At 61.9% G+C, this 18,135-nt stretch carries 12 protein-coding genes; 11 read left to right on the top strand and 1 reads right to left on the bottom strand.

All coding sequences use genetic code 11. From position 1 onward, the window contains the following. The first annotated feature begins 159 nt into the window (after window positions 1-159). The 4 genes from GT003_RS13155 to GT003_RS13140 all read left to right on the top strand — a co-directional run bounded on the left by GT003_RS13155 (window position 160) and on the right by GT003_RS13140 (window position 8,853). The gene (locus GT003_RS13155; protein ID WP_161698385.1) at window positions 160-2,877 is read left to right on the top strand and encodes a family 78 glycoside hydrolase catalytic domain; all 2,718 of its coding nucleotides are present in this window, start codon (window positions 160-162) and stop codon (window positions 2,875-2,877) included. An 89-nt stretch (window positions 2,878-2,966) separates the two neighbouring features. Continuing rightward, on the top strand, window positions 2,967-5,312 hold the full coding sequence (locus GT003_RS13150; protein ID WP_161698383.1) for a glycoside hydrolase family 2 protein: 2,346 nt from the start codon (window positions 2,967-2,969) through the stop codon (window positions 5,310-5,312). A gap of 45 nt (window positions 5,313-5,357) precedes the next feature. Beyond that, complete coding sequence (locus GT003_RS13145; RefSeq protein ID WP_161698381.1) at window positions 5,358-7,463, top strand: hypothetical protein; 2,106 nt, start codon at window positions 5,358-5,360, stop codon at window positions 7,461-7,463. Between the two features lie 109 nt (window positions 7,464-7,572). Further along, on the top strand, window positions 7,573-8,853 hold the full coding sequence (locus tag GT003_RS13140; protein WP_161698379.1) for a hypothetical protein: 1,281 nt from the start codon (window positions 7,573-7,575) through the stop codon (window positions 8,851-8,853). 142 nt (window positions 8,854-8,995) lie between these two features. Here the strand turns inward: GT003_RS13140 and uraA are convergent, their stop codons facing one another. Next, on the bottom strand, window positions 8,996-10,303 hold the full coding sequence (gene uraA / locus GT003_RS13135) for a uracil permease (protein ID WP_161698377.1): 1,308 nt from the start codon (window positions 10,301-10,303) through the stop codon (window positions 8,996-8,998). Between the two features lie 270 nt (window positions 10,304-10,573). Between uraA and GT003_RS13130 the strand changes: the two genes are divergently transcribed. The 7 genes from GT003_RS13130 to GT003_RS13100 all read left to right on the top strand — a co-directional run bounded on the left by GT003_RS13130 (window position 10,574) and on the right by GT003_RS13100 (window position 18,006). Then, window positions 10,574-11,776: a M24 family metallopeptidase gene (locus tag GT003_RS13130; protein WP_161699090.1), complete on the top strand. Its 1,203-nt coding sequence runs from the start codon at window positions 10,574-10,576 to the stop codon at window positions 11,774-11,776. A gap of 281 nt (window positions 11,777-12,057) precedes the next feature. Beyond that, the gene (uxuA, locus tag GT003_RS13125; RefSeq protein ID WP_161698375.1) at window positions 12,058-13,104 is read left to right on the top strand and encodes a mannonate dehydratase; all 1,047 of its coding nucleotides are present in this window, start codon (window positions 12,058-12,060) and stop codon (window positions 13,102-13,104) included. A 13-nt stretch (window positions 13,105-13,117) separates the two neighbouring features. Beyond that, window positions 13,118-13,990 (top strand): sugar phosphate isomerase/epimerase family protein, encoded by an 873-nt coding sequence (locus GT003_RS13120; protein WP_161699088.1) that lies wholly within the window; start codon window positions 13,118-13,120, stop codon window positions 13,988-13,990. Continuing rightward, window positions 13,987-15,150 carry a Gfo/Idh/MocA family protein gene (locus GT003_RS13115; RefSeq protein ID WP_161698373.1) on the top strand — a complete coding sequence of 388 codons (1,164 nt, stop codon included), beginning with the start codon at window positions 13,987-13,989 and terminating at the stop codon, window positions 15,148-15,150. The genes GT003_RS13120 and GT003_RS13115 overlap by 4 nt, the downstream gene beginning before the upstream one ends. Next, window positions 15,150-16,235, top strand: coding sequence for a Gfo/Idh/MocA family protein (locus GT003_RS13110; RefSeq protein ID WP_161698371.1), 1,086 nt, complete (start codon window positions 15,150-15,152; stop codon window positions 16,233-16,235). Before GT003_RS13115 ends, GT003_RS13110 begins: the two co-directional genes overlap by 1 nt. Before the next feature lie 35 nt (window positions 16,236-16,270). Further along, window positions 16,271-17,236, top strand: a complete 966-nt coding sequence (locus tag GT003_RS13105; protein ID WP_239565785.1) for an AraC family transcriptional regulator — start codon at window positions 16,271-16,273, stop codon at window positions 17,234-17,236. Continuing rightward, complete coding sequence (locus tag GT003_RS13100) at window positions 17,233-18,006, top strand: SDR family oxidoreductase (RefSeq protein WP_161698369.1); 774 nt, start codon at window positions 17,233-17,235, stop codon at window positions 18,004-18,006. The genes GT003_RS13105 and GT003_RS13100 overlap by 4 nt, the downstream gene beginning before the upstream one ends. Window positions 18,007-18,135 lie beyond the last annotated feature (129 nt).

Raw genomic sequence — 18,135 nt, 5'->3', positions numbered from 1 at the left:
ATCAGCGGCCTTTCCTTGAATGCGGAGAACCCGAGCCGTGGCCAAGGCTGGAGCCCGAACCCGAGTTGGCCGCGCGATAATCGAGGCACAGGCTTGCGAAACGGGAGATCCCTGATGCGCCAAGCCTAACGCCGGTATTAGGTGAAGGAGGATTACAAGATGACGCTGCGTGTGGTGGGCTTAAGAACGGAATACATGCATGATCCGTCCGGAATCGACGCGTTGCGGCCGAGACTGGGCTGGCTGCTGGATTCGGATGCGCGGGGCGCGGCCCAATCGGCCTTCCGCGTGCTGGTCGCAAGCGAGCCGGCGCTGCTGGAGGAAGGCAGCGCGGACGTCTGGGATTCCGGCAAGGTACGCTCGGATCGTCCCGGCTGCGCCGCTTATGGCGGTCCGCGGCTGCAATCGGGGCGCCGTTACGTCTGGAAGGCGAAGGCATGGGATCAAGACGACTGCGAATCGCAGTGGAGCGAGCCGGCGAGCTGGAGCATGGGAATGCTGTCGCGCGGCGATTGGAAGGGCCGGTGGATCGGGCTGAAGAGCAGCCATAAGCCGACGCGCGAACAGCCGAAGCCGGCTGTCTGCTTGCGCGGAACCTTTCGGACCTCCGGACGGATTCGGAGGGCCGTCGTTTACTGCGCCGTGCTCGGCGCTTACGAGCTGTACGCGAACGGAAAGCGCATCGCGGACGGCACGCTGCTCCCCGAATGGACGGATTACGGCATCCGTTTGCAGTATCAGGCATTCGACGTGACCGATTCGCTGGGGGACGGCGATAACGCGCTCGCGCTGCTTCTCGGACACGGATGGTATTCGGGTTACATCGGCATGTTCGGCTATCAGCGCTACGGGCAGGATCCGCGCGCCTTGCTGCAGCTCAATATCGAGTACGAGGACGGCTCCCTGCAATCCGTCGTATCCGGAACGGACTGGAAGGCGTCGTTCGGGGCGCTGCTCGCGACCGATTTCCATATGGGAGAAACCTACGACGCCCGGCTGGAGCAGGAAGGATGGACCGAGGCCGGCTTCGACGATGGCGAGTGGCAGCCGGCGCAGCGATTCTACGATTACAAGGGCAGTCTGAACGGCGCGGTCATGCCGCCGATCCGCTCGGTCATGACGCTTGCGCCCGCCGCGGCGACGCGCAGGGAAGCCGGGCGCTATATCGTCGACATGGGACAGAACATGGTCGGCCGTCTTCGGCTCCGCCTCGCGGGACCCGCGGGCAGCATCGTGACGGTGCGGCACGGCGAGATGCTGGACGCGAACGGCGAGCTGTACACGGACAACTTGCGGCTGACGCGGCAAACCGACACGTTTATTCTGGGGGGCGGGGAACGGGAGCAATTCGAGCCGCATTTTACGCTGCATGGTTTCCGATATGCGGAAATCTCCGGCTGCGGCGACGATTTCGATGCTTCGGACGCGATCGGCGTCGTCTATTCCACCGCGCTCACGGCCGCGGGCTTCATGACAACCTCGAACCCGCTGCTCAACCGGCTGCTGCGGAACATCGAATGGACGCAGCGCGGCAATTTCGTCAGCGTGCCGACGGATTGCCCGCAGCGGGACGAGCGGCTGGGATGGAGCGGCGACGCCCAGGTGTTTTTCCGTACGGCCTGTTATTGCATGGATGCGGCTCCCTTCTTCACGAAATGGCTGACCGACTTGACCGACGCCCAGCGCCCGACTGGCGCTTTCACGGACTTCGCGCCGTTCATCGCGGGCGGCAAGACGGAGCACGGCGGAGACATGACGTACGACCACACCGCATCCGCGGGCTGGGGCGACGCGGGCATTCTCGTCCCTTGGATGATGTACCAAGTCTATGGGGACACGACGGTCATCGAGCGGCATTATGACGCGATGGCGCGTTGGATCGCCTTCCTGAGCGAGCGGCATCCGGGCCACCTGCGGGAGGACCTGCCGCAGTTCGGCGATTGGCTGTCGCTCGCCGAGGCGCACGGGAGGAGCGGCCTGCCCAACACGGCGAAGTTCTCGACGACGCCGTACGACGTGTTCGGCACGGCGTATTACGCGCATTCGGCCGACCTGCTGTCGCGGATGGCGGCGGTTATCGGCAGGACGGAGGATGCCGAACGGTACGCGGACTTGTTCGGGGAGATCAAAGCGGCGTTCAAAGCGGCGTTCGTGGACGAAATCGGCCGGATCAAAGGCGATACGCAATCGGCTTACGCCCTCGCGCTGGCGATGAAGCTGCTGCCGGAGCGCAGACGGGAATACGCGGTACGGCGGATTCTCGAGCTGCTGGAAGAGAACGGCTGGCATATGACGACCGGCATTCACGGCACCAAGCATCTCTTGGCCGAGCTCGCGGAAGCCGGCCGCGAGGATGCCGCCTACCGGCTGCTCAACCAGCAGGAGTATCCGTCCTGGTTCTACTCGGTGCTTCAGGGAGCGACCACGATCTGGGAGCGCTGGGATGGTTGGACCGAGGAGCGGGGCTTTCAGCGGCCCGGCATGAATTCGTTCAACCATTACGCGCTCGGAGCCGTCGGCGAATGGCTGTACCGTTACGTCGGCGGGATCGATCTCGACGAGGAACGGCCCGGCTTTCGGCATATTCGCATTCGACCCCGCATCGGCGGGGGCCTGGACCGCGTCGAATGCCGCTACGATTCGATCGCGGGACCGATCCGGTGCAGCTGGCGTTTGACGGATGGCAGACTGGAGCTGGAGATCGGCGTGCCCGCAGGCTCGACCGCCTCGGTGCGCATCCCGCGCGGCGAAGGTCAGAGGGTTATCGAATCGGGCGTCGACGCGGCGAAGGCTCCGGGCGTAACGGCCGCGGAGGAGACGGATGCCGCGCTGCTGCTATCCATCGGCTCAGGCGTCTATCGATTCGTCGTGGAATAGAAGGACACGCGCACCCGGCCTTGAATCTATATCCTGAATCGTTAGTTGATGGCTGCGGCGATATACCGCGGCGAAGGGAGCTGCTCGGTTTGAGAACGATCGGATTAAACGGCGAATGGTCATTGTTCTATTATCCGCAAGAGGAGAGGCGCATCCAGCATCCCAACGAACTGGCGGTCTCGGGACTGCAGCCGATCGCCTGCTCTGTTCCCGGCAACGTGGAGCTGGACCTGCAGGCCGCGGGCGAACTGCCCGATCCGCGCATCGGCGGCAATATCGGACTGCTGCGCCGGTACGAAACGCATGAATGGTGGTATCAACGCCGCTTTACCGGCGACGAAGAGGCGGCGGCAGGGGCCAAGACGGAGCTGTTGTTCCACGGCGTGGACTGCTTCGCCACCTACTGGCTGGACGGCAACGAGCTGGGCCGTTCCGAGAACCAGTTCATCGAGCACCGCTTCGACATTACCGGCATGCTGGAGCCGGGGCGCGAGCATGTGCTGACCGTGCGGCTTAAGCCGGCGGTCGCCGAGGCGCTCTCGCAGACGGTAGATCCGTCCAGCTTCGCGCTGCCGGTCAATTACGAGCAGCTAAGGGTGCGCAAAGCGGCGCACAGCTTCGGCTGGGATATCTTCGGCCGGGCAGTGACCGCAGGCTTGTGGCGTTCGGTGGAGATCGTCGTCTCCGACCCGAACGAGTTCGTGGACATCTATCCCGTTACCGTCTCGGCTGGGGAACGTCAGGCGGAGCTAAGGCTGTTCTACAATCTGCGAATCCGTCCGTCGCTGCTGCTGCCGTCCGCTGCCTCCGGCGGCGGGGGTCTTCAGCTGCGGTTTCGCGGGGCGTGCGGCAATTCGATATTCGCGCATACGCTTCCCGTGCGGTTTGCGGCCGGCTGGGCGGAATTCGTCGTCGACGATCCGAAGCTGTGGTGGCCGCGGGGCTACGGAGAGCCTCATCTGTACGATATGACCGCAGAGCTTCTTCATGACGGGAAGGTGCTCGCCGTGCACCGCCAGCAGGTCGGCATACGCACGCTGGAGCTTGTTCGAACCGATGTGGCGACGCTGGAGCGGCCCGGGCAATTTCTGTTCAAGGCGAACGGCGTGCCGATCTTGATCAAGGGAACGAATTGGGTGCCGACCGATCAGTTCCACAGCCGGGGCGCGGGCAATTACGACCGGGCCATCGCGCTTGCCGCCGATCTGAACTGCAACATGCTGCGCAGCTGGGGCGGCGGCGTCTACGAGGATCATGCGTTCTTCGATCTCTGCGACCGCGAGGGCATCCTGGTGTGGCAGGATTTCGCCATGGCCTGCGCGATGTATCCGCAGGATCAGGAGTTTCAGGATACGATCCGCCGGGAGGCGACCTCCGTCGTGCGCAAGCTGCGGCGCCATCCGTCCCTGGCGGTCTGGTGCGGCGATAACGAATGCGACGAGATGTACGCGCTGCGCGGGCTGGATCCCAACCGGAACGTGCTGACCCGCAAGGTGCTGAAGGAGGTTGTCTTCCAGTGCGATCCGTATCGGCCGTACGTGCCGAGTTCCCCGTACATTTCGCCGGAGGCGTACGCGATGAAATCGGCGGATGCGCTGCCGGAGCGGCATCTGTGGGGCGTGCGGGATTATTTCAAAAGCGTCTTCTACACGGAAGCGAAAGCGCCGTTCGCCGGGGAAATGGGCTATCACGGCTGCCCGGGGCTGTCGTCGATGGAGCGGTTTCTGGATGCGCCGTTCGTCTGGCCGTGGAAGGACAATCCGCAGTGGATCGCCCATGCCACCGATCCGGTAAGCACGCCGGAATCCATGTACCGGTTCCGCGTGCAGCTGATGGCGGACCAGATCAACGAGCTGTTCGGGGAGTATCCTGACGAGCCGCTGCCGTTCATTCTCGCTTCGCAAATTTCGCAGGCCGAGGCGAAGAAATATTTTATCGAACGGGTGCGCCTGCGCAAATGGGAGCGAACCGGCGTCCTCTGGTGGAATCTGCTCGACGGCTGGCCGCAATTCTCCGACGCGGTCGTCGACTATTACGGCGTTCGCAAGCTGGCCTATCACTATATCCGACGCGTGCAGCAGCCCGTCTGCATCATGGTCGACGAACCCGAGAATTGGGCGGTGAAAGTCAAGGCGGGCAACGATTCGCTCCGGCCGGCCCGGGGCAAATTCCGGGTGTGGGATGCGGACTCCGGGGAGACGCTGCTCTCGGGCGTCTACGACGTGGAAGCGAACGGACTGGCGGAACTCGGCGCCATTCGCGCGCCGCGCAGCGCGCAGCGGATGCTGTTGATAGAGTGGGAATGCGGCGGCGTATCGTACGGAAATCATTATTTGCTCGGCAGTCCGGGATTCTCCCTGGAGCGCTATAACGGTTGGCTGAAGGCGATCGCCGGCCTGCCGAAGGCGTTCGACGCCGACGGCATCGGCAGATAGAAAATACGATCCGTCCCGTAGGGGCGGGCGAAGCTGGAGGATCCGATGAACAAGCAGATCTATCTCGACTACGTCAAGGCGGCCGTGATCGAAGGTCGCAAGCAATACGAGGCCGCCATCGAGGGCTGGCGCGAATCTTACAAGCCCGACAAGTTCCTCGGCATGTACAGCCCGCCGGGCAATCTCGGACTGCAGGCGCAGACGGAGGCTTTCCTGTACCGCATCACGGGCGAGGAGGAGTACGGCCGGTGGGCGAAACGGGCGCTGCTCGATATCGAAGCATTCAAGGAAATCGTGCCGGATTCGATTCGCCGGCGCCATCCGGAATACGAACGGGGCATTACCTCCTTCGAGCCGATGTTCCAGGGGACGCATTACCTGCAGGGCTATCTGGCTATGAAAGATTCGGCGCTGCTCTCGGCGGAAGAAAAACGGCAGATCGAAGGCTCGATCCGAAGCGCCATGCAGGCGGTGCTGCATTATCCGGAATGGGGCGCGCATAACCGCTCCATGCTCCGCGTCTTCAACCTGTCGATGGCCGTGAAGGCGCTCGGCGACACGGGCGAGACGCGCGAATGGGCGAAGCTGCGCGATTATTTGGCCGAAGAATCGTTCGGCGGCTGGTCGATCGAGGATGCCGAGCTTTACTTGCCGCTGTGGCTCGGTTCGACGATCATGTACGCGCAGTTGACCGAACGGGAGGATGAATATTTCGCCAAGCCGCAGACGAAGTATTATTTCGATTTTATCGCGCGTCTGATCGCGCCGAACGGGCAAATTCCCGATTTCGGCGACGCGAATTTCAATTCGTTCTGGTATCTGTGGCTGGCTTGTTTGGAGAAAGGCGCAGCACGATACGGCTGCGGGCATATGAAATACGCGGCGGGCCGGATATACGAATATGCGATGGCGCTGCAGCAGGGGCCTCCGTCCATCTACCTGGCCGCCTACTTCGCCAATGCCTACGACTGGTGCGACGAGACGGTGGCGCCCAAGCGCCCGGACGGCAAGAGCGAGCTGCTGCTCGATGACCTCGTCGGCAAGAAAATCGCGTTCCGCAGCGGCTGGGACGAAGATGCTTCTTACCTGCTGCTCAATTACCGCGACGAAGGCGGCTACGCGGCGGTGCCGCGGGAATATTTGCGCCGGACGATATTGGCTCCCGCGGAGAAGGCCCATCATGGCCATGCCGACGAGAATGCGGTCTGTTATCTCGTGCAGGAGCAGAACGTGCTGCTGCATGACGGCGGCTACCGCGACGGGGCGCCGAACGGCAGGTACCGCGCCGATATCTACCATAACCGGCTTGTATTCCGGTACGGCGCGCCGGAAGGACCGTTGTACGACTTCATTCATGACGACGGCTCGTATAAACAAGCGAAGACCGAGAAGCTGCATTTTCACACCTTCGCCGAGCTGGACTACAGCCGGACGCGGATGATCGATCCGCTGCGGGCCGTCGTCTGGGATCGCTGCGTGACGTATTTGAAGCAGGAAGGCGTCTATATCCTCGTCGATTGGACCGTTTCGCAGTCCGAGGGGCTGCTGACGACCGCGAATTTATGGCATCCGTCGTCGGTGCTGGAGGCGGGAGATCGGCACTTCGTCGGTCAAGTGCGGCAGATCTATCAGCAGCCGGACGATCCGCGGCCAATCGAGAATCGCAAGGAACTGGCCTTGCTGATCGAATTCCCCGAGAGCGGCCGGACGATCGGACGGGAAAAGATCCGGCGGTGCTATGCCGACAGCGACATGGTGTACGAGACGGACACCCGCGCCGTGGAGGCCGGGACGATGAACGTCTTCGTTACCGTGCTGACGCCGGTCCCTGCCGGCGGCGGCAGTCCGCTTCCGCTCGGGCGCGTCTCGATCGTCGGGCAGCCGCAGGACAACGGCAGACTCGGACTGCGATTCGCGTCCGGGTCGAGGGAGATCGAGCTGTGCTACAAGCTCGACCTGGATGCCGGGCTGCTCGCGACGGCCGCGATTCCGAAGTACGGCTGGGATGCCAGCCGGCTGGCATACGGCGCGGTAACGACGGATGCCGACTTCGCCTTCGTTTGCAGGGGCGGCGGAGAAGCAGGACGTTATGGCTTCGTGAACGGATGCGGGCTCGAACTGGACGGCGCATCGCTGTTCCGTACGCCGTAAATGTCCGCGTATCAGTTCGACACCTCGTCGTTCATGACGAAGGATCATAAGTGGAGGGCATGGGACGGCAGCTTTTGAGTTCCGTGCTCCGCAAGAAGGAGGAATGACCATGCTGCGTCCTTTCATGGAAATCGAACGCTGGGACGTCGTCGGCATGTCGGTGGAGGAATCGGCCAAGCGGCTGCGGCGGATCGCCTGGCTGGACCGGCAGCTGATGCGCATCGAAGCCGGCCATATGACGGCCCGGCCCGAGTACGAAATCAAAGGCGCGCTGGGCCGTCTGACCTGGCAGGACGCCGACCATTACGATCAGCTTCGGAGCCGCGGCAAGCAGCTCCGGACGAGTCCGTCCGCTTTCGACAAATGTCCGGACAACGATCTCGCGGAACTGACGGAGCAGTCGCTGCGATCGCCGACGACGCTCTGCCTGCTCGTCGCTCTCTTCGAGGTCGTCAAGCCGGCGCAGCTGGAGGCGATCGGCATATACTTGAACAAGGCGCAGCCGCTCGTCGACGAACCGACGAGGCGCCTGCTGGGTCATCAGCTGATGGATCGGGAAGCGCAGCTGGCATGGGGCCGCGAGGCGATCGCCCATATCTCCGGGCTGGCGGACGAGGCCGAACGCGAGCTGGCCGCCCGGTGGAGAAGCTGGCTGCTTGCGCTGCTGGCTGCAGCCGGAGGCCCGGACGGCAGCGGCGAGCGCAAGCCGGCCGACGCGTCGCTGGCCGTGCCGGCCGAACCGTTCGCGCTGCCGGATAAGAGCACGCGCGACGGCCGCTTCGCGACCTCGGTCGTCAAGATGCGGGGCATGGCGTTCGAGGACGACGCGCAAGGGCGGCTCCTCCAGATGATGCTGCATCGCTATTTCGAGATGTCGCCGGCGGAAGCGATCGCTTACGTGCACTTCGCGGCCGAGGATAAGCCGTGGGGTTTCTATCGCGATACCGCGCGCCACATCTGGGACGAGGTGCGGCACTGCTGGTTCGGGGAAGCAGCGCTTCGCGCGAAGGGCTACGACGTGTACGGCTTCGAGAATTGGACCGGCTGGTACGACATGACGAGCCAGCTGTTCGAAGGGGAGGAGGCGTACACGCACCTCACGATCGCCATCGAGAAGGCGGGCATGAAGTATCCGCCGGGCAAGCGGGAAGAGTGGGAGTTTTGCCGGGACATCGTTCAAGACCCGCTCATGACGACGTTCCAGGACTTCGACTGGGCGGACGAAGTGACGCATGCCGGCTTCGGTCAGCGATGGATCGTCGATAGCGTCTTCGGTGGCGATCCTCGCCAAGCCCAAGCGGCCGCCGACGCCACGGTCGCCAAGCGCGCGGCCTTCATGGCGCGCTCCCAGGATGGCGGCGGTTCCGGGGGCGGGGCGGGCGGATACTAAATCGGTTGTGAGGTCGATCCAGGGAACGAAAATAGCGTCACGGGGCCAGATCCCGTGACGCCATTTGCCGTTCATGATTCGACTGCGCAGGTGCGCGATAATCCTATTCATTCCAACCTTGCGAGTTTGCGAGGCATCATGCTTAATGCTCCGATGCATCCGCGTCATTAGACCAACGGGTGACTTCGAACAGCTTGAAGAGCAGGCTGAGCACGATCGCCGTGATCGTCGCGAGCGCCATGCCCGACAGCGTGAAGTCGCCGATCGTGATCTTGGCGCCGCTCAGCCCGGTCACGAGGACGATCGTGGTCAGATACAGGTTCGTCGGCTTGCTGTAATCGATCTTGGATTCCACGAGCATGCGCAGCCCCGAAGCGGCGATGACGCCGAACAGCAGCAGCGAGACGCCGCCCATGACCGGATCGGGGATGCCCGAGATGAGCGCGGAGAATTTGCCGAGGAACGAGAGCAGGATGGCGAAGACCGCCGCCCCGCCGATGACGAACGTCGAATATACGCGCGTAATCGCAAGTACGCCAATGTTCTCTCCGTAGGTCGTGTTCGGCGTCGAGCCGAGGAAGCCCGACAGGATCGTGGATACGCCGTTGCCGAGCATCGAACGATGCAAGCCGGGATCCTTGGACAAGTCCTTATGCACGATATTGCCCGTCACGATAAGATGGCCGATATGCTCGGCCACTACGACGAGCGAGGCGGGCACGATCGTCAAGATCGCCGCCCATTCGAAGGACGGCATCGTGAAGTCCGGGGACCGGAGCCAGCCGCTCTCCGCGACGCCTTTGAAGGAGGTGGCGTCCAGCGCATACGCGAGCAAGTAGCCGCAGACGATGCCGACGAGAATCGGAATGATGCGCATGAAGCCGCGGAACAGGACGGAGCCGAGCACCGTGATCAGCAGCGTAACGATCGAGATGGTTATCGTGGTCGCATCGGGCGACCATACGGCGTCGGCCGCCGCGCTTGGGGCTTTGATCCAGCCTGCCATGCCGGCCGCGACCGGAATAAGCTCGAGCCCGATGACGGCAACGATTGCGCCCATGGCCGCGGGCGGGAACAGCACATGGATCCAGCCGGTGCCTGCCGCCTGAATGATGAGGGCGATGACGGCGAACACGATGCCTGACGCGATGAAGCCGCCGAGCGCCGCCGCATAGCCGTCGGCATGCGAGGCATGGTTGCCGATGACCGCGCCTGCCGGCGCGATGAAGGCGAAGCTTGAGCCGAGATAGGCGGGAATTTTACCTTTGACGATGAAGATGTAGAGCAGCGTGCCGATTCCGTTCATCAGCAGGCAGATGGCAGGGTCCACGCCGAGCAGGTTAGGAACGAGTACGGTCGAGCCGAACATGGCGAACAAATGCTGTAGGCTGAGCATGAGGCTCTGCGCGAGCGGCGGTCTGTCGAGAATGCCGATTTCTTGTTGTTTCATTAGGCTACGAATCCTCCATTAGTCATTATGATCTTGTATGACGGCGCAACTTTATCGATTCTACATAGACTAGTGTTGGTTGACAAGCGCTTTCTCAAACTGACGCGAAGCGCCGGCCGTCCGGACGGGAATCGAATGCGGCTCGAGTTGACGCCCTTGCCGGTCTTTTGTTCTAATGAGGGGAGAATCATGGAATCTACGTGCAGCGAGGAGCGGAAAGACGTGCAGGGCAATGGGATCGAGACGGAAGCGGCAGGTCGGGAAGAAATCATGGAGCGGGTAAGAAGGCTGCAGGCACGCATGTCCGCGGTCGGGATGGACGCATTTCTAGTGACGCAGCATGTGGATTTGGTTTATTTCACGGGCTCGATGCAGGCGGGCTATGCGTTTATTCCGGTTGAAGGCGAGCCCGTGTTCTATGTCAGACGCAGCCTCGAGCGGGCGGAGAGGGAATCGGCGGTCAAAGTGGAGGCCTTGACGTCGCTTCGGGGCTTTCGCGCGCAGCTGGCCGGCGGGTATCCGTCCGTATTCGGGGGCGACGAGGGCAATGCCGCTGCGAAGGGGATTCGAATCGGGACGGAGATGGATGTGCTGCCGGCCGCGACCTATGCAAAGCTGGCTGAGGCCGTGTCGGGCGGAAATACCTCATGCTCGCTAATCGACGGCTCTTCGCTCGTTCGCACTGTCCGCATGATCAAATCGGACTGGGAAGTCGGCCGTATCGAAGCGGCTGCGGCAGTCGTGGCCGAAGCGCTGGAGGCTGCCCTTCCTATGATCAAGGAAGGCTTGCAGGAGCTGGAACTGATGGCGCGTCTCGAGTATGAAATGCGCATCCGCGGCCATATCGGCGCCATGCGGACGCGCAGCTACAACATGGAAATCATGACGGGCATGCTCGGTTCCGGTGCCGCCGCGGCGGTGCCGAGCGCTTTCGACGGTCCGGCCGGCGGGCTTGGGCTCGGTCCGGCAGCTCCGCAGAGCACGAGCCGCAAGCTTATCCTGCGCAATGAGCCGATTCTCATCGATATCGGCTGCTGCATCGACGGCTACGTCATCGATCAGACGCGGACGGCGGTGATCGGCGCCCTGCCGGACGACCTTGCCGATGCGTATGCCCATTCGGAGCGGATCATCCGGCATGCCGAAGCGCTTATGCGTCCCGGCACGGCCTGCGATGCCGTCTACGCAGCCTCGCTCGAGGATGCCGCGGCGGCCGGACTGGGGGAACACTTCATGGGGTTCGGCCGCAACCAAGTCAAATTCCTCGGCCACGGCATCGGGCTGGAGGTCGACGAATGGCCGGTGCTGGCGCGCGGCTTCGGCAATCCGCTGGAGCCGGGAATGGTGCTCGCGGTAGAGCCGAAATTCACCTTCCCCGGACGCGGCGTCGTCGGGATCGAGAACAGCTATCTGATCACGGACGCCGGCTGCCGGCAGCTGACGAAGTCGCCGGAAGGGTTAATCATCCTTTAGTGAATCGCATGCAACCAGAATAGCTGCCCAAGGAGTTCATTTCCAATGGATTCCGCGGGCAGTTTTTTCTTTTCTTCTTCATCGTCGTTAACGTCTCTTTCCGTGCTTCTGAAACAGGCGCCTTGATTCAAACAACCGAATTCGCCCATTCATTTAACTGTGGTTAATCTCATTGGGGCAGGCGGCTTTATTCCCTTATCGCTATGCTACAATGAGGCAGGACTATTCGGTACCTGAATGATGTAAGCCTTCACAATTCTGATCGAAGAGGTGCGTTTTCCATGAAAATGACGTTCAGGTGGTTTGGCCAAGACGACCCCGTCACGCTGCAAAATATCCGCCAAATCCCTGGCATGCACGGTATCGTAACGGCGCTGTACGACGTGCCGGTCGGCGAGGCGTGGCCGACGGAATCGATTCTGGCGCTGAAAGAAACGATCGAAGCCTCGGGCTTGCGCATCGCCGTCATCGAGAGCGTTCCCGTTCACGAAGATATTAAGCTTGGACGACCGACGCGCGACCGATTGATTGAAAATTACAGTCAAACCATCCGCCGGCTTGGCGCGGTAGGCGTACCTGTCATTTGCTATAATTTCATGCCCGTCTTCGACTGGACCCGCTCGAGCTTGGCGCATGTGCTGCCGGACGGCTCGACGACGCTGACTTTCGAGGACGCGACGATTTCCCGGATGGACCCGGTGCTCGGCGATTTGTCGCTGCCGGGCTGGGATTCCAGCTATACGAAGGAAGAAATGGGCCAGCTCATCGAGGCGTATGCCGACGTGACGGAGGACGCGCTTTTCGCCAACCTGGCCTATTTCCTCGAGCGCATTATTCCGGTAGCGGAAGAAGCCGGCGTCGTCATGGCGATCCATCCCGACGATCCGCCTTGGCCGATCTTCGGGCTGCCCCGCATCGTCAGCAGCATGGAGCAGCTGCGCCGGCTGACGGAGCATGTCGACAGCCCGGCTAACGGCATCACGTTCTGCTCGGGCTCGCTCGGCGCGAACGAGGATAACGACCTGCTGGCCATCATTCGCCATTTCGGTTCGTTGGGTAAGCTGCATTTTGCGCATACGCGCAACATTCTGCGCACGGGACCGCGCTCCTTCCAGGAGTCGGCGCATCTGTCCGCGGACGGTTCCATCGATATGACGCGCGTGCTCGAGGCGCTGCACGAAACCGGATTCTCCGGTCCGCTTCGGCCCGATCACGGCAGAATGATTTGGGGCGAGCAGGGCCGTCCGGGTTACGGATTGTTCGACCGCGCGCTGGGCGCGACGTACTTGAACGGCATCTGGGAAGCCATATCCAAACGAAGGGACTGAACCGAGCACCATGTTGAAACTTTCGATTTTTACTGTTGCCGCACCGGATCTGACGCCGGAAGAACTGTGTGAAGCGGCCGCTGCCGCAGGCATTGCGGGACTGGAATGGCGCTGCAAGGAGACGCCGGCCGAGCTGCTGCAGGAGAAGCCTTCCTTTTGGGGCAATAATCAGTGCACGATCTCGCCGAATGCGGGCGACGCAGAGATCAGCCGATTCCGCCATGCGGCGGCCGGCTATAACCGCCAAACCATTGCCGTCACGCCATACTTGGCCTGCGGCGATATCGAAGGAACCGAACAGGTGCTGCGGCTCGCGAAGCGCCTTGACGCGTCGATGGTACGGGTAGGCGTGCCCGGTTACGACCGAAGCAAGCCGTACGGCGAGCTGTTCGGGCAAGCCGTGCGCTATCTGAAGGAAGTGGAGCGTCTGGCGCTGGAATACGGCGTGAAGGCGCTGGTCGAGACGCATCATCAGACGATTGCGCCGAGCGCCTCGCTCGCCCATCGCCTCGTATCGGCGTTCAATCCGGATGCCGTCGGCGTCCTTTATGATCCGGGCAATATGGTGCACGAAGGTTTCGAGAATTATCGCATGGGCATGGAGCTGCTCGGACCTTATTTGGCCCACGTGCACGTGAAGAACGCGGGCTGGCAGTCCGTATCTCCGGGCACAACGGCCGATCATTTGAATCCCGTGCAGTGGAACAGCGGCTGGGCGCCGATCGCGAACGGCATCGTGCCGTGGAAGCAGGTGCTTCGCGATTTGCGGGCCGTCGGTTATGATGGATGGTTCGGCGTGGAGGATTTCAGCGGAACGTTCGATACGCGGACGATGCTGCAGGCGTATGCGGATCAAATGAATACATGGATGGAGGAGATCGAATGAATCAGGTCAATCAAGCGAAGCAACTGAGATACGGCATTATCGGCATCGGGAACATGGGCTCCGGACACGCGGGAATTTTGACGTCGGGCACGATCAAAGGGGCGGTTCTTACCGCGGTCTGCGATGAATTCGAAAGCAAGCGCCAATGGGCGGAGGAGCAGTACGGAGGCAAGGTCGCCGTGTTCGAGAACGCCTCGGCGATGATCGCTTCCGGCCTCGTCGACGCGGTAGTCGTGGCGACGCCGCATTACGACCATCCCGCCGAAGCGATCAACGCCTTAGGCAAAGGAATGCACGTGCTGATCGAGAAGCCGGCCGGCGTTTACGCGAAGCAGGTCCGCGAGATGAACGACGCGGCAGCCGCCAGCGGCCGCAAGTTCGGCATTGTCTATAACCAGCGCATGAACCCGCTCTATCAGAAGCTGCGCGAGCTGGTCGCTTCCGGCGAGATCGGCGAAATCAGACGCATCAACTGGATTATCACCAACTGGTACCGGACGCAGGCATACTACGACTCCGGCACTTGGCGCGCGACGTGGGGCGGCGAAGGCGGCGGCGTGCTGATCAACCAATGTCCGCATAACCTCGACCTGTGGCAGTGGACGACGGGCATGATGCCGACGCGCATGCGCGCCTTCTGCCAATTCGGCAAGAACCGCGACATCGAAGTCGAGAACGACGTGACGGCCTATGCGGAGTACGCGAACGGCGCTACGGCGGTGTTTATCACGTCGACGTCCGACGCTCCGGGCACCAACCGATTGGAAGTGTCGGGCAGCCGCGGCAAAATCGTCATCGAGGACGACCGCATGACGATGTACCGCCTGCGCGAGGACGAAGCGGAGTTCAACGCGCGCAATAAGGCTCCGTTCGCTTCCCCGGAAGTGTGGAAGATCGATCTGCCCGCGGCAGGACCGAGCCCCGAGCACGTGGGCATTCTGCAGAACTTCACCGATGCCGTGCTGCACGGCGCGCCGCTGGTGGCGCCGGGCGAAGAAGGCATCCTCGGGCTGACGCTGTCCAACGCCATGCATCTGTCCACGTGGCTGGACGATTGGGTCGACCTGCCGTTCGACGAGGCCCTGCACGAAGCGGAGCTGAACAAACGGATCGCGACGTCCAAGTTCAAGCGGGCGCAGCCGGCGGAGGCGAAGAACTGATGGCGGCGTTCAATCGTACGGACGGCATGAACTACGCGCCGGTATCCGTCGCGAAGCCGGAGCCGGTCTGCGGGCCGGGCGAGTTCGTCTTCGCGGCGATGGCGCTGGATCATGGCCATATATACGGCATGACGAACGGGCTGCTGGAAGCGGGAGCGACGCTCAAGTGGGTGTACGATCCGGACCCCGCGAAGGTCGAGCAGTTTCTGAAGACGTATCCGCAGGCTCAAGCCGCTTCCGCGCCGGAAGTTATTCTCGAGGACAGCGAAGTCGGATTGGTGGCGGCGGCGGCGATCCCGTCCGACCGCGGACCGCTTGGCGTCCGGGTCATGAAGCACGGCAAGGACTATTTTACGGATAAGACGCCGTTCACGACGATGGAGCAGCTCGCGGAAGCGAAAGCGGCGGCCGAAGCGACGGGGCGCAAGTATATGGTTTATTACAGCGAGCGTTTGCACGTGGAGAGCGCTATTTATTCCGGACGGCTCATTCAAGAAGGAGCGATCGGCCGCGTCGTGCAGGTGATCGGAACGGGACCGCATCGGCTGAACAAGCCTTCGCGCCCGGACTGGTTCTTCCGCAAGGAGCAGTACGGAGGCATCCTGACGGATATCGGCAGCCATCAGATCGAGCAGTTCCTGTACTTTGCGGGCTGCAAGGACGCGACGGTCGCCAGCAGCAAGGTAGCGAACTACAACAATCCCGACGTGCCGGAGCTCGAAGACTTCGGGGATGCGACCCTGATCGGCGATAACGGCGCGACGAACTATTTCCGCGTGGATTGGCTGACGCCGAACGGTCTTGGCACTTGGGGCGACGGACGGACGATCATTCTCGGCACGGACGGCTTCATCGAGCTGCGCAAATACATCGACATCGGCCGCGACCGCAGCGGCGATCATGTCTATCTGGTCAACCACGAGGGCGAGCATCATCTGGCCGTCGGCGGTCAGGTCGGCTTCCCGTACTTCGGCGAGCTGATCCTGGATTGTTTGAACCGCACGGAGAACGCCATGACGCAGGCTCATGCGTTCAAGGCGGCCGAGCTATGCATCGCGGCCCAAAATAAAGCGGTCCGGTTGTAGGCGGATATGATCCTTGAAGGGGGCGTCATGGTACAATGAGTTCAATAGCTCGCCCGGATACGGGCATCCATTTGGAGGGATCGGAAATGCCGGTCACGATGCAATGGCAGCAGCCGATTGAACTTAATTACCGCAACGCCGCGCCCATGCCCGGAGCGCAGTTTCATTCGCACGCCTTCTATGAGCTGTATTATTTTCAGGAGGGCGAGTGCAATTACCTGATCGGCGATAAGCTGATTACGCTGCAGCCCGGGGATTTGATTCTGATGCACGGCATGACCCTGCATTGTCCGAATCCGTCGCCTTCGACGCCGTACGTCCGCACGATTATCCATATGGACCCTGCATACGTGCATCGCATCCTTCAACCCGACACGGCTGCGATGCTGCTGAAGCCGTTCGAGAATCTGCGCAACATCCGGATCTCGCTTCCTCCCGAGGAGCAGGAGGAGCTGGAGTCGCTGCTGAACGAGATGAACCGCCTGTATCTGCGCACGAACGAAGCGGGCGTACGGACATCGTACGATCGATTCGTCATCCGCGTCATCGAGCTGCTCCATCTTATTCGGGACTGGTGCATCGCGCCGGTAAACGAGCGGGAACACCGTTCCTTGAAGGAACAGCATGTCCAGAGCGTCATCTCTTACCTGGAGGATCATTACGCCCTGGAAATCACGCTGGACGACATTGCGGGCGCGCTTCATTTAACGAAGCCTTATTTATCGAATTTATTCAAAGACGTTACCGGCACGACCGTGTTCAAATACTTATACAACCGGCGCATCAATCAAGCTAAAATGATGTTTCGGCTGGAGCCCCGCCAGTCGGTGTCCGATGTCTGCCGTGCCGTCGGCTTTCATCAGCTGCCCCATTTCAGCCGGCTGTTCAAGACGACCGTCGGCGAAAGCCCGGAGGCGTACCGGCGGCGCATGCTGCAGCTCGCGACCGAAGGCGGGAGCCCGGCCTCATCCGCCGCCCTTGGAGGAGAAGTGAATTCATGAGTACGTTATTCGATTTAACGGGCCGTACGGCGGTCGTTATCGGGGCGGGCAGCACGCTCGGCATCGTGATGGCGGAAGCGCTGATCGATCACGGCGCCCACGCGGCGCTCGTCGTCCGCAATCCGGAGAAGGCGGAGCCGAAGCTGGCGCAGCTGCTCGCTTCCGGCCGCGCGGCCATCTTCCGGGCCGACGCGGCATCCAAGGCCGATCTCATCCGCGTGCAGGGCGAGATCGACGCGTGGTCGCCGAACGGCAGAAGCGATATTTTACTGCATACGGCAGGCACGAACAGCGCCACGCCGTTCTTCGACATCACGGAGGACGAATGGGATGCCATCATGGACGTGAACGCCAAGAGCGTCATGCTGGCCTGCCAAGTGTTCGGCAGGTCGATGATCGACGCCGGACATGGCGGAAGCATCATTACCATCAGCTCGGTCTCCGCGGGTCCGCCGCTGTCGCGCGTATTCACGTACTCGGCCTCGAAGCATGCGGTCAACAGCATGACGCAGTTTCTGGCCAGGGAATTCGCGCCGCACGGCATCCGCGTGAACGGCATCGTGCCGGGCTTCTTCCCGGCGGAGCAGAACCGCGCGATTCTATCGGAAGAGCGTGTGGCTAGCATCATGGGCCACACGCCGATGAAGCGGTTCGGCGATCCGAAGGAGCTGCAAGGCGCGGTCGTGTGGCTGGCTTCGGAAGCCGCTTCCGGTTACGTGACCGGCTCGTTGATTCGCGTGGACGGCGGCTTCGGAGCCATGACGATCTAGATGTAATGGATAACACGAATACGGCCGTTCCTCGTCGAGGAACGGCCGTATTTTTGTGTATCTCGCATGCGCGTCTATGCGAGCGTGCGAAAAGGATTACACTAGCCGAAGATACGCAAACTAAATTTA

Source organism: Paenibacillus sacheonensis (assembly GCF_009909195.1).
GTDB lineage: Bacteria > Bacillota > Bacilli > Paenibacillales > Paenibacillaceae > Paenibacillus_Z > Paenibacillus_Z sacheonensis.
Note: the sequence above shows the minus strand (reverse complement) of the source record. Positions and strands in the feature narration are given on the sequence as shown.

Bases quoted from the DNA above. Each gene is read 5' to 3' on its own strand.
- GT003_RS13105 (WP_239565785.1), top strand. From the start codon at position 16,271: ATGAGTTCAATAGCTCGCCCGGATACGGGCATCCATTTGGAGGGATCG.
- uraA (WP_161698377.1), bottom strand. From the start codon at position 10,303: ATGAAACAACAAGAAATCGGCATTCTCGACAGACCGCCGCTCGCGCAG.
- GT003_RS13130 (WP_161699090.1), top strand. From the start codon at position 10,574: ATGGAGCGGGTAAGAAGGCTGCAGGCACGCATGTCCGCGGTCGGGATG.
- GT003_RS13145 (WP_161698381.1), top strand. From the start codon at position 5,358: ATGAACAAGCAGATCTATCTCGACTACGTCAAGGCGGCCGTGATCGAA.
- GT003_RS13110 (WP_161698371.1), top strand. From the start codon at position 15,150: ATGGCGGCGTTCAATCGTACGGACGGCATGAACTACGCGCCGGTATCC.
- GT003_RS13100 (WP_161698369.1), top strand. From the start codon at position 17,233: ATGAGTACGTTATTCGATTTAACGGGCCGTACGGCGGTCGTTATCGGG.
- GT003_RS13115 (WP_161698373.1), top strand. From the start codon at position 13,987: ATGAATCAGGTCAATCAAGCGAAGCAACTGAGATACGGCATTATCGGC.
- uxuA (WP_161698375.1), top strand. From the start codon at position 12,058: ATGAAAATGACGTTCAGGTGGTTTGGCCAAGACGACCCCGTCACGCTG.
- GT003_RS13155 (WP_161698385.1), top strand. From the start codon at position 160: ATGACGCTGCGTGTGGTGGGCTTAAGAACGGAATACATGCATGATCCG.
- GT003_RS13140 (WP_161698379.1), top strand. From the start codon at position 7,573: ATGCTGCGTCCTTTCATGGAAATCGAACGCTGGGACGTCGTCGGCATG.